Below are 11,924 nucleotides of genomic sequence, written 5' to 3' on the forward strand. Positions count from 1 at the left end.
TGTACCCGAAAGGTCCTTGAATGCCCAGGTGTGCCCGAGGGCAGCGCCCTCAGCTCACCGCTGCGTAGTTCTCGTACACCTCGTCGCTGTCCAGGGGCACGATCCCGACCCCCCGCTCGTACTCCAGGCGCGCGGTCTCCAGCAGCCTGCGCCAGGACGTCACGGTGGGCCGCCTGCGCAGCAGTGCGCGGCGCTCGCGCTCCGTCATGCCTCCCCATACGCCGAATTCGACGCGATTGTCCAGCGCATCAGCCAGACATTCGGTGCGTACCGGACATCCGGTGCACACCGCCTTGGCCCTGTTCTGCGCTGCTCCCTGCACGAACAGTTCATCCGGATCGGTAGTGCGGCAGGCGGCCTGCGCACTCCAGTCGGTAACCCAGCCCATACCGGCGCCGTCCTCTCCCGAATCGAGGCTCCCCCACGGCGGCAGCGGCATATTCACCGCCGCCAGTTGAGGACGTTACGGAAGGTGGGCACAGCGCAACACCCCCTTCGGGCCCAATCTTGAATGGCCCGAACGGACTATGGGTAAGCGGCAGATCACCCGCGGGAGTGAGCTGGCGACATGCGTGATCATCCCGGCAAACCGGGACACCTGTGATGCGCCACAACGGACGCCGGGTGACACACGAGGCGGAGTCGGACACGCTTCCAACACACCCCGACATGCCCGGCGGGGGAGCCCGCCGAAAAAAGTCGAGTGGTTCCGGAACGATTCGGGGTCGCCGGACGTATTGATACGTGGCCACACTGCTGTGACAGTTGAGAGCAGCTTAGGCCAAGGCCTTCACGCGTGTCCGGCGAATGAGAACGTAGGCTGCCCCTATGCCAAAGAAGCGCTCGGGTGGTGGTCTGTCGCCAACGCAGCAGGCCGCCAAGTTCCTCGGTGTCAGTGTCCTCGCGGGAGCCGTGATGGCCGGCATCGCGCTGCCCGCTGCCGGTGCGCTCGGGCTCGCGGCCAAGGGGTCGGTCCAGGGATTCGACGAGATCCCGGCCAACCTCAAGAGCCCTCAGCTCAGTCAGCGCACCACGATCCTGGACGGCGCGGGCAACAAGATCGCCTCCGTGTACTCCCGTGACCGCACGGTGGTGGACCTCAAGGACATCTCGCCGTACATGCAGAAGGCGATCGTCGCGATCGAGGACTCCCGCTTCTACCAGCACGGCGCGATCGACCTGAAGGGCGTCCTGCGCGCCGTGAACAAGAACGCACAGAGCGGCGGGGTCTCCCAGGGCGCCTCCACGCTCACCCAGCAGCTGGTGAAGAACTACTTCATCGAGGAGGCCGGCGACGACCCGACCAAGGTCGCGCAGGCCACCCAGCAGACGCTTGGCCGCAAGATCCGCGAGCTGAAGTACGCGATCCAGATCGAGGACAAGCTCGGCAAGAAGAAGATCCTGGAGAACTACCTCAACATCACCTTCTTCGGCGAGCAGGCCTACGGCGTCGAGGCGGCCGCCCAGCGCTACTTCTCCAAGCACGCCAAGGACCTCAGCCTCCCCGAGGCCGCGCTCCTGGCCGGCATCGTCCAGTCCCCGAGCCGCTACGACCCGGTGAACGACGAGGCCGAGGCCACCAAGCGCCGCAACATCGTGCTCCAGCGCATGGCCGAGGTCGGCGACATCTCCCAGGCGGAGGCCGACAAGGCCAAGGAGGAGCCGATCCGGCTGCACGTCCGCCAGCCGAAGAACGGCTGCATCACGGCCAGTAAAGGCGCCAGTTTCTACTGCAAGTACGTCGAGCACGTCTTCCTCAGCGACCCGGTCTTCGGCAAGACCCGCGAGGACCGCGCCAAGGTCTGGAACCGCGGCGGCCTCACGATCCGTACGACCCTCGACCCGCAGGCCCAGGACTCGGTCCAGGCGTCGCTCAAGGAGCACGTCAACAAGTCCGACAAGGTCGCCGCGGCCGCCACCCTGGTCGAGCCCGGCACCGGCAAGATCCTGGCGATGGGCCAGTCGAAGCCGTACGGCTACGGCAAGAACGAGACCGAGTACAACTACTCGGTCGACCGGGACATGGGCGGCTCCAACTTCGGCTTCCCGACCGGTTCGACGTTCAAGCCGTTCGTGGCCGCGGCCGCCATCGAGAACGGCCGCCCGGCGACACAGGAGTTCTCCTCGCCGTACCAGATGCTGTACCCGAGCCCGGTGCAGGCCTGCGACGGCAAGCAGTGGGTCAACAACGAGAACGCGAAGGTCGAGAACGAGAGCGAGTCCGAGAAGGGCCCGTACGCCATGAAGGAGGCGATGGCCAAGTCGGTCAACACCTACTTCGTGCAGCTCATCTCCTCCATCGGCCTGTGCCCGGTGGTCAAGATGACCGACGCGATGCACGTGGTGCAGGGCGACGGCGAGAAGCTCCCCCAGGTGCCGGCCATCGCGCTCGGCTCCAAGGGCATCTCCCCGCTGACCATGGCCAACGCGTACGCCACCTTCGCCTCCCGGGGCATGTACTGCACGCCGATCGCCATAGAGTCGATCACCCAGAAGATCGGCAACGAGCGGAAGTCGATGCAGGTCCCGAAGTCGACCTGCTCGCGCGCGATGACCGAGCAGACCGCCGACACGGTCAACACGCTGCTGCGCGGTGTGGTCGACTCCGGTACGGGTCAGCAGGCCGGTCTCACCGACCGCGAGAGCGCCGGTAAGACGGGTACGACGGACGAGCGCAAGAACGCCTGGTTCGTCGGCTACACGCCCAACATGGCCGGTGCGGTCTGGGTCGGCAGCGCCCGGCAGAACGTGAAGATGGTCAACATCTCCATCGGCGGCGTCTACCACCCCCTCGTCTACGGTGGTCAGGTTCCGGGCCCGATCTGGAAGGACGCCATGAGCGGCGCGCTCCAGGGCAAGCCGGCCGGCTCCTTCAACCTCGTCGACATCCCCGACGGCGACAAGGGTCACGACGACCAGGGCGACGGCGGCCACAACGGCAACGGCAACGGTGGCAACGGGGACAACCGCGGAGCCATCGGCGGGATCATCGGTGGACTGGACGGCGGCCAGAACGGCGGCACCTTCCCGACGCCGTCCTTCCCCGGCGGCTTCGTCCAGGGCCAGACCAACGGCGGCACCAACGGCCACGGGCGCGGCGGCAGGGGCTGAGCCCGACCGCCACCAGGGTTGACGGACAAGCGACGGCCCCTTTCTCCTCGCGTGCACGGCACGAGCCGTACGAGGGGAAGGGGGCCGTCGGAGTTTCAGTGGGCGTCGACCAGCCGGTGAGTGTTCACCCGCCAGTAGCCGTCGGCCTCACGCCGGGCCGAGTCGGTCAGCCCTGGAGCAGCTTCTTCACCGCGGCGGCGACGCGGCCGCCCTCGGCCTGACCGGCCACCTTCGGGTTCACGATCTTCATGACGGCGCCCATGGCCCGCGGCCCCTCGGCCCCCGCGGCCTTCGCCTCCTCGACAGCCTGGCCGACGATCCGCTCCAGCTCCTCGTCGGACAGCTGCTTGGGCAGGTACGCGGCGAGGATCTCGCCCTCCGCGGTCTCCCGCTCGGCCTGCTGCGGACGACCACCCTGGGCGAAGGCGTCGGCCGCCTCGCGGCGCTTCTTGGCCTCCTTGGTGATCACCTTGAGGACCTCGTCGTCGGAGAGCTCCCGCTTCTCCTTGCCCGCGACCTCCTCCTTGGTGATCGCGGCAAGCGTCAGCCGGAGCGTCGAGGAGCGGAGCTCGTCGCGCTCCTTGATCGCGGCGTTGAGGTCGTCGTGCAGCTTCGACTTGAGCGTGGTGGTCATGCGCACGATTGTCGCAGGTGTGGGAGCCCGGACGCCCGCTGATTTATGGGCTGCCCGAGCACGGCGTACCGACGGGGTCTGACACGATGGTCGTATGCGCGCACGATACGGAGTACCTCTTGGGATCATGGCCGCCGGCGCCGCCGGTCTGGTGTACGCGGCGGGGTTCGAGGCCCGCTCCTTCCGCCTCCGCCGGGTGACGATTCCGGTCCTCCCCGCGGGCATGCGCCCGCTGCGCATCCTGCAGGTCTCCGACATCCACATGGTGAGCGGGCAGCGCAAGAAGCAGCGCTGGCTGCGCTCGCTGGCGGGTCTGCGCCCCGACTTCGTGATCAACACGGGCGACAACCTCTCCGACCCGGAGGGCGTGCCGGAGGTCCTGGACGCGCTCGGCCCCCTGATGGAGTTCCCGGGCGCGTACGTCTTCGGCTCCAACGACTACTACGGCCCCACACCCCGCAACCCCGCCCGCTACTTGCTGGAGAAGACCAGCGGCCGCCACGGTCTGAACGGCAACCCGCCGGTCGTCGGCGCGGTCCACAACCCCTGGGAAGACCTCCGCGACAGCTTCGACGCGGCGGGCTGGCTGAACCTCACGAACACCCGCGGTGTGCTGAAGGTCGAGGGAGTCTCGGTGGAGCTGACCGGCCTGGACGACCCGCACATCAAGCGCGACCGCTACGCGGAGGTGGCCGGCGGCCCGTCGAGCACGTACGACTTCTCGATGGGTGTGGTGCACGCCCCGTACCTGCGCGTCCTGGACTCCTACGCGGCGGACGGCTACCCCTTGGTCCTGGCCGGCCACACCCACGGCGGCCAGCTGTGCATCCCCTTCTACGGCGCCCTGGTCACCAACTGCGACCTGGACACGGACCGCGTGAAGGGCCTGTCCACGCACACGGCGCAGGGCCGGACCTCGTACCTGCACGTGTCGGCGGGCTGCGGCACGAGCCGCTACACGCCGGTACGGTTCGCGTGCCCGCCGGAGGCGACGCTGCTGACGCTGGTGGGCAAGGAGTAAGCCCCCTTCGATCGGGCGGCTGGGGAAGCGGAGGAAACGGGGGCGGCGGGTAACTCACCCAGCCCGCCCGAATCGCCCCTTTTGTCGCGCTTGCTTAGCGTGAGGGCATGACCGCCCCGATACCCAGGGACATCCCGGACCTCCCCGCGGTCCCCAGCACGCCCGCGTTGGTGCCCTCGCCCGTGCCGGCCGCGGCGGTGGTACCCCCCTTCAGCCGACCCCTGGCAGCGACGTTCCGCCTCCTGACGGCCCTGACGGCGGCCGCGGGCGTCACCCTGGAGTTCCTCCTCGGCGGCCCGACCCGCGCCCTGAGCCACTTCAGCGTCCAGGCCAACATCCTGCTGGCCCTGGTCATGCTCGTCTCGGCCCACCGGGCCTGGGCGGCGCGCCGCCCGGTCGCACCGGCCCTGACGGGGGCGATCCTCCTCTACGCCGTGACCGCGGCCCTGGCCTACCACCTGCTCCTGGCCCACACGACGCCCCCGTTCTCCATGACGGGAGCGACCACGCCGCCGGAGCGGTGGCACGGCGAGTGGATCGCCGCGCAACTCCTCCACAAGGCGGCACCGGCCGCGGCGGTCCTCGACTGGCTCCTGCTGACCGCCCCCGGCCGACTGCACCTGCGCCAGGCCAGCGCGTGGCTCCTCTACCCCATGGCCTACCTGGCCTTCACGCTCATCCGGGGCGAACTCCTCATCACCGGCACGCCCGGCCGCTACCTCTATCCCTTCCTGGACGTCGACCAGCACGGCTACCGCAGCACCCTGGCCAACGCCCTCCTCCTCGGCCTCGCCGTCTACGCCCTGTCCGTCCTCCTGATCGCCCTGGACCACGCCCGCCCGAACCCCGTCCGCCGCCGCTCCAAAACCGGATTTCGTCTCCGGGCACCAGTGGGCTAAAGTAAACGTCGTCGCCGCGACAAGCAGTGACATCGGGGTGTAGCGCAGCTTGGCAGCGCGCTTCGTTCGGGACGAAGAGGTCGTGGGTTCAAATCCCGCCACCCCGACAGTGAAACACCAGGTCAGGGGCCTGATCCGCATAGCGGGTCAGGCCCCTGAGTGGTTTCCAGGGCCTGTTGGGAGAAATCTGGGAGAAGATCTTGGAATCCCGCTCCCCAGACAGCACCTATCGGCGCGCTCTCAGGCGCTCCCGCAAGAGGTCGTTGAGCACAGCAACCGGCGACGTCGGACACATCGCGATCCGAGCATCGAGGGAGGCGTCCCACTCGACGGTGAGATTCACCAAGAGCTCCTGCCGCATCTCGCGCGTGATGTGCGAGTAGCGCGCCTGCACAGAACCGTCGATGTGCCCCATGCGCTCATCCATCAGCTTCGGCGGGGTGCGGAATCCTTCCATGCGCGTCTTGTGGGTGTGGCGCAGCCCGTGTGGAGTAAGCCCCCCTTCGCGATCGGCACCCAGCAGGTGTCCGCTCGCGCTTGGGCGCCTCTTCCCCGCGCCGGCACACCGGGCCAGGGATCGGCCATGACCGGCACGGGCCGTGCCTCCTGTGGCGCCTTCTTGGGGTACCAGCCCGAGACGGCCGGCGTAAACAGCCACGTAGCGAACCCGTTCCGTCGCCAGTGCTCGGCCTGGTCGATGGCGCCGCCGCCGCGAGTAAAACCGAGCGCGCCGATGGCCTCCCGTACCCGCTCCCTGGTGGCTTCGGCCACGGCATCGGGCCGGTTGAGAACATTGGAGACGGTGCCGGTGGAGACGCCGGCTCGTCTCGCCACGTCGACCACCTTCGCGCCAGTCTCCCCCGTGCGGGAAACTCCCTGCCCGCGGAACATGTACGTGTTGCCGTGACAGGCGCAGGGCTTCGGCTGCGTACGGGCTACGTGGCTGGCCCACAGGCGAGTGAGCCATGCCGGGGCGTCGATGGTGCGGTAGCTGTCGTCTTTGGGAGGGCAGCGCTCGAACTCCCCCGAGTCGAGTTCGTAGAGCTGCCACTCCACACGCACGGCCCCTCTGCGAGCAAACTCAGTCTCCAGTCCCACAATTTCGCCCCACCGCATGCCTGTGTAGCCCTTGGTCACGACGGCAACGAACTCGTCATCGCGCCCGGAGAGCAGAGAGGCGCGCTCAGCACACAGCAGGATGCCAAGAGGTTCAGTGACGACCTTTTCGGGTTCTCGGTCGCGCGAGCGTCCAGCACGTTTTCCCCTACCGCGGCGTTTGGTAGCGGGGTTGGCGCTGATGAGTTCGTCGTCCATCGCGTCTTCGAGGACCAGGTGGAGCGTGCCGCGCCATGTCTTCACGCTCGATACGGCGTAGAGCGCCTTCTCCTTCTTCTCCCACGCATCGACGTCCACGCGCTGGATTGAGGCGAGCGGGCGCTCCTCGAACTCTGGGAGCAGGTGCTCTTCCAGATGGCGGCGGTAGTTCTGCATCGTGGACGCAGCTAGATCTTGCGCCGCGTACCAACGCGAGGCGTACTCGCCGAAGGTGATTTGTCCGACCGCTGGATCCTTCCAGCCGCCCGAACGAACCTTCACTTCTTCGGCATCAGCGGCTTGCTTGGCTTCGCGCTTCGTGCGGAAGCGGACGGTCTCACCACTCTCGTCAGCAACGGTGCCGTACTTGCCTGTTGAGATCTTGTAGCGGCCACGCCAGTACGTGCCGCGATCCTCTGCGAACCCCATGCTTCCTCACACGACAAAGCGATGGGTGGGAGTCTGTCGACTCCCACCCATCGCGATCATTCGGTCTGTCAGGTGGTGTTTCGTGTGCGCCGCGGGCGGCGCGCTCGGAGCTGCACCACAGGTCCGCCTGCTTGTGTCTTAGCGCGACGGCGGGATGTAGGCGCGTTGCCCTCGGAAAGACTGTCCGCGCTTGGGCGTTCCTCAAGAATGTGGAAGATCTCCCTTACGTGATCGTTCGTGAAGCGGTAGCCACCACCGCTTCGCATGAAGGGGATGCGCCGGCGTCGGGCCTGCTCTTTGACCCACCACTCAGAGCACCCGAGGGATGCCGCTACGTCGGCAGCCGAGTAGCTCTTGGGAGTCCGATCTCCTTCTGCACCTTCACGACTCCTCACCGCACGTCGTCTCTGGCCTTCTGGGGAATCCGCAACATCCGCCACGCCGCAACATTGCTGGTCAGCGGCTTGAATTTGTGGCGGATGGCGGTTGTGTTGCGGATAGGTGCCGCCGCGCGGTGGCGCGGCGGCATCGTGAGGGTGGGGGCTGTCAGCCTGCGATGCGCAGCGGGCGTGTGCCGGTTTCCACGTGCATGTGGCGGCTCTCGGTGGGGCCTTCCGCCACAGATTCGCCCTCGTTGACCTGCGGTGTTGCGGAGCAGCAGGGTGCCGTCGAGCAGGACGAACGCCTTTCTGGACGCTTCGCGGACGGCTTGTTCGAGCGTAGGTGCCAGGGCTGCGAGGAGGTCGACGGCTGCGGCGACGTAGCGGTAAGCCGTGGTCGTGCCGATGCCGAACCCGGCGGCGAGCTGGGCGTAGGGGTGCGCATTGCGCAGATGGGCGAGGGCGAGCAGGGCCTGTCGGCCCGCGCTCAGCCGACGCCACCGGCTGCCGATCGCACGACGTCGTTCGCGGATGCGGGCAGTGAGGAAACGGAGGTGCGAGCTGGACAGGTCCAGTCCGGACGGGTAGACAAGCACGTGAAGCCTCTGGCGGAACGGGTGATCTTGGTCGTGAACCCGTCTACCAGGGGCTTCGCTCATCTGTCACGCCAACTGCTGGACCACAACGGCAGGTTGGAAAAAGCTCAGTCTCAGGGCCGTATGAACGGACAAGTGGCGACCGCTACGGCTGAGGCCGCGATGCCGGGGAGGCGTGGCCCGTTTCGTTGGCGTCCCGTGGCGCGACAAGGTCGGTCTCAATCGTGGTCTCAATCCACCCTCGATCCAGATGCGTCCGCAGGCGTCCGATGGAGTCCGAGAGGTCGCTCTGAGCAGGCATGGCGCCAGTTTCCTGGATGCCCACGGACATCCCCGGACCCAGATCGGACAACTCGTAATGCGTAGATCGGATGGACGCGCCCGCAAGAGCGCCGAGACGAACACGCCCTGGGCGTCAGACGCGTGAGGTCTGGGGCCCGAGGTCGTGTTGGGCGCTCGTTGCTTTGCTTCTTGCTCGCGGACGGGCTGTGCTGGAGGACGGGTCTCGCTGTGCGCGGGGCTCTTGCCCCTAGCCGTCTTGTTCGTCCTGGCTGCTCTTGGAGAAAGGGTGCAGGCCCAGGAGATCCCTGGCTGCCTTCCCAAGTGATGAGTTTGCCGGTCGTGTTGGTCACCGTCTCACTACACTCGGTGTGTGCAAAGGGGGACGGTATGACGGGTGTTGAGATCGCGATCGGCTATGTGTTCGCGTGGGCGGTGCGTAAGGCCCGCCGGGTGGCGGGGCGGGCAGATGCCGAGGTGGATCTGGCTCTCGACGGGGCTATGGACCGTGTGCATGGCGTGGTAGCGCGGCGGCTGGGCAATGATGCGGAGCTGGAGCGGCTGGAGGCGGAGGCGGCGGCTGGCCAAGACGAGCCGAGTGCTCTGACCCGGCAGCGTGTCGAGGCTGCTGTCTCCCGGGCCGCGGAAGAGGACGCCGGCTTTGCGCGGGAACTGGATGAGGCGGTGGCTGCGGTGCAGGAGGCTGCGCGGGCGGCTGGCAGCGTGGTGGCCGGGGCCTATGGGCTGGCTGCGGGCGGTGATCTGTCGGTGAAGGCGGAGGGAGGTTCCTTCGCGGCGGGTGTGGCCAACATTCGCGACGGGGTCCGGCTGGGAAACCCTCAGCAGCCGGGTACGGACCAGACCTGACCGGACCCGGTGAACCAGACGCCCGTCAGCCGGGCGTCCAGGCGAACAACGGATCACTCGCTGCGCGCGAATTTCGAGCAGACAACGTCTACTTCGGCGCTTCCCCGCCTGAGCCTGGGCCTGTCGCGGTCACGGTGGCGCCGCCGTTGGGGCTGCGTGATCCACAGCGTCCTGTGCGGGGCCGCGATGAGCTCCTCGCACAGGTGGAGATGGCGCTGTCCGTTTCGGGAAGCTCGCTGGTGCACGTGCTGTGCGGATTGGGCGGCTCGGGAAAGACCGCGATCGCCCTGGAGCTGGTTTCCCGCCGGCTCGCTCGCGCCCAGCAGGTGTGGTGGGTCGATGCGCGGCACGAGGCCACTCTCGAGGCTGGCCTGCGGGCGGTGGCCCGGCAGGTCGGCGTCCCAGAGGATCAGTTGCGGGCGGGAGACACGGCGGACGTGCTGTGGTCGTATCTGGCGCAGTACGAGCGGCCATGGCTGCTGGTGGTGGACAACGCGGACGAGCCGGCACTGCTGGACGGTCCCGGAAGACTGAGAGAGGGCACCGGCTGGATCCGACTGCCCGCCGAGAGCCGTGGCAGCGTCCTGATCACCACCCGCGACAGCACCCCGCAAACATGGGGTAGCGCCTTCACGCTGCATCCGGTGCGCCCGTTGACCGGTGACGGTGTCGCGGACGCTGCACAGATTCTGCGTGACCATGCGGGCGAAACGGCGGGACCGCCGGATGATGCCTGGAGCCTGGCCCAGCGCCTGGGCGGGCTTCCTTTGGCTCTGCGTCTCGCTGGCACCTACCTTGCTGATGCCAGCAATGTGCCGGCCGCCTACCGTGAGCCGGGCACGCCCGTGGATTTCCGCTCCTATCAGGCCGCGCTGGATCGTGGCCTTGAGCACGTGGACCGAGGCAACGTCATCGCCCAGACGTGGGCCATGTCCGTGGAGCTGCTGGACCGGCGTCGTCTGCCCCTCGCGCGGCCCCTGCTGCGGCTGATCGCCACCTTTGCCGACGCCCCCCTGCCGTACACCCTGCTCCTGACCCCCCACACGCTGGCCGACGCCGGGGAACTCGCACAACTCGACGGGCCTGGCGTGTGGAGGCTGCTCACGGCGCTGGCCGGCCTCGGCCTGATCGACCTCCAACCTGCCGGCTCCGGTGCCCTGCCCACATTGCGCGTCCATCCGCTGGTCCGCGATGCAAGCCTCGACCAAGCGGCACTCGGCACAGCCGTCACCGCACTACATAACGCAGCGTTCGCGGATGAAACAGGGATACCTGAAGAGCCGGACTACTGGGATCACTGGCGGCTCCTGCAACCCCATGCCCTGGACCTCTTCCACCGCGCCACAGCCACTGAACTGCCCGGTCAAACAATCAAAGACGCCGCAGGCACGGCCGGTTTGGCAGCCCGGTATTTGCGGGTCAAAGGTTTGTACAGCCAAGCCCGCAGTGAGTTGGAGGCCGTCCTCGCCCACCGGCGGGACACCCTCGGCGACACTCACACGAACACCCTCAACACCCGGCACGAACTCGCCGTGGTTCTGCGTGAACTGGGGGAGTTGGACCAGGCTCGCAGTGAGTTGGAGGCCGTCCTCGCCCACCGGCGCGACACCCTCGGCGACACGCACACGAACACCCTCACCACCCGGCACGAACTCGCCGTGGTTCTGCGTGGACTGGGGGAGGTGGACCGGGCTCGCAGTGAGTTCGAGGCCGTCCTCGCCCACCGGCGCGACACCCTCGGCGACACCCACCCCTACACCCTCACCGCCCGGCACACCCTCGCCTGGGTTCTGCGTGGACTGGGGGAGGTGGACCGGGCTCGCAGTGAGTTCGAGGCCGTCCTCGCCCACCGGCGCGACACCCTCGGCGACACCCACCCAGACACCCTCGCCACCCGGCACGAACTCGCCGTGGTTCTGCGTGAACTGGGGGAGGTGGACCAGGCTCGCAGTGAGTTGGAGGCCATCCTGGCCCACCGGCGGGACACTCTCGGCGACACCCACACGAACACCCTCATCACCCGGCAGAGCCTCGCCTGGGTTCTGCGTGAACTGGGGGAGGTGGACCGGGCTCGCAGTGAGTTCGAGGCCGTCCTCGCCCACCGGCGCGACACCCTCGGCGACACCCACCCAGACACCCTCATCACCCGGCACGGCCTCGCCGTGGTTCTGCGTGAACTGGGGGAGGTGGACCGGGCTCGTGGTGAGTTGGAGGCCGTCCTCGCCCACCGGCGCGACACCCTCGGCGACACCCACCCAGACACCCTCATCACCCGGCAGAGCCTCGCCGTGGTTCTGCGTGAACTGGGGGAGGTGGACCGGGCTCGCAGTGAGTTCGAGGCCGTCCTCGCCCACCGGCGCGACACCCTCGGCGACACCCACCCAGACACCCTCA

General features: G+C 67.9%; 7 protein-coding genes, 1 tRNA gene and 2 pseudogenes. 6 read left to right on the plus strand and 4 right to left on the minus strand.

The window, feature by feature from the left end:
* Window positions 1-49: 49 nt before the first annotated feature.
* Entirely contained in the window at window positions 50-388 is a 339-nt protein-coding gene (gene wblA, locus ACWGKT_RS14235; protein ID WP_179851885.1) for a transcriptional regulator WblA, read from the minus strand.
* Between the two features lie 440 nt (window positions 389-828).
* On the opposite strand from wblA, the gene ACWGKT_RS14240 reads away from it, so the two are divergent.
* Window positions 829-3,111: a transglycosylase domain-containing protein gene (locus ACWGKT_RS14240; RefSeq protein ID WP_453273804.1), complete on the plus strand. Its 2,283-nt coding sequence runs from the start codon at window positions 829-831 to the stop codon at window positions 3,109-3,111.
* 166 nt (window positions 3,112-3,277) lie between these two features.
* Here ACWGKT_RS14240 and ACWGKT_RS14245 read toward each other — a convergent pair whose 3' ends face one another.
* Entirely contained in the window at window positions 3,278-3,745 is a 468-nt protein-coding gene (locus ACWGKT_RS14245; RefSeq protein ID WP_235457873.1) for a GatB/YqeY domain-containing protein, read from the minus strand.
* Between the two features lie 94 nt (window positions 3,746-3,839).
* Here ACWGKT_RS14245 and ACWGKT_RS14250 point away from each other — a divergent pair, with 94 nt between their 5' ends.
* From ACWGKT_RS14250 to ACWGKT_RS14260, 3 genes are all read left to right on the plus strand, one after another.
* Complete coding sequence (locus tag ACWGKT_RS14250) at window positions 3,840-4,766, plus strand: metallophosphoesterase (protein WP_453273805.1); 927 nt, start codon at window positions 3,840-3,842, stop codon at window positions 4,764-4,766.
* 107 nt (window positions 4,767-4,873) lie between these two features.
* Window positions 4,874-5,665: a Pr6Pr family membrane protein gene (locus ACWGKT_RS14255; RefSeq protein ID WP_453273806.1), complete on the plus strand. Its 792-nt coding sequence runs from the start codon at window positions 4,874-4,876 to the stop codon at window positions 5,663-5,665.
* Window positions 5,666-5,698: 33 nt separating this feature from the next.
* Window positions 5,699-5,772: transfer RNA gene (locus tag ACWGKT_RS14260), tRNA-Pro, on the plus strand.
* A gap of 119 nt (window positions 5,773-5,891) precedes the next feature.
* On the opposite strand, the pseudogene ACWGKT_RS14265 reads toward ACWGKT_RS14260, so the two are convergent.
* Both ACWGKT_RS14265 and ACWGKT_RS14270 read right to left on the minus strand, forming a co-directional pair.
* Window positions 5,892-7,408: pseudogene (locus tag ACWGKT_RS14265) on the minus strand (LacI family DNA-binding transcriptional regulator).
* Between the two features lie 655 nt (window positions 7,409-8,063).
* Window positions 8,064-8,384 (minus strand): annotated as a pseudogene (locus ACWGKT_RS14270) (transposase family protein); the annotation flags it as partial.
* Window positions 8,385-9,053: 669 nt separating this feature from the next.
* Here ACWGKT_RS14270 and ACWGKT_RS14275 point away from each other — a divergent pair.
* Both ACWGKT_RS14275 and fxsT read left to right on the plus strand, forming a co-directional pair.
* Window positions 9,054-9,530 (plus strand): hypothetical protein, encoded by a 477-nt coding sequence (locus ACWGKT_RS14275; RefSeq protein ID WP_453273807.1) that lies wholly within the window; start codon window positions 9,054-9,056, stop codon window positions 9,528-9,530.
* A gap of 209 nt (window positions 9,531-9,739) precedes the next feature.
* Window positions 9,740-11,924: FxSxx-COOH system tetratricopeptide repeat protein (gene fxsT / locus ACWGKT_RS14280; RefSeq protein WP_453273808.1), on the plus strand; the 2,185-nt coding region annotated here is incomplete at its 3' end.

This window comes from Streptomyces sp. NPDC054794, assembly GCF_053611585.1.

Coding starts and splice junctions, on each gene's coding strand:
- wblA (WP_179851885.1), bottom strand. CDS start 388: ATGGGCTGGGTTACCGACTGGAGTGCGCAGGCCGCCTGCCGCACTACC.
- ACWGKT_RS14240 (WP_453273804.1), top strand. CDS start 829: ATGCCAAAGAAGCGCTCGGGTGGTGGTCTGTCGCCAACGCAGCAGGCC.
- ACWGKT_RS14245 (WP_235457873.1), bottom strand. CDS start 3,745: ATGACCACCACGCTCAAGTCGAAGCTGCACGACGACCTCAACGCCGCG.
- ACWGKT_RS14250 (WP_453273805.1), top strand. CDS start 3,840: ATGCGCGCACGATACGGAGTACCTCTTGGGATCATGGCCGCCGGCGCC.
- ACWGKT_RS14255 (WP_453273806.1), top strand. CDS start 4,874: ATGACCGCCCCGATACCCAGGGACATCCCGGACCTCCCCGCGGTCCCC.
- ACWGKT_RS14275 (WP_453273807.1), top strand. CDS start 9,054: ATGACGGGTGTTGAGATCGCGATCGGCTATGTGTTCGCGTGGGCGGTG.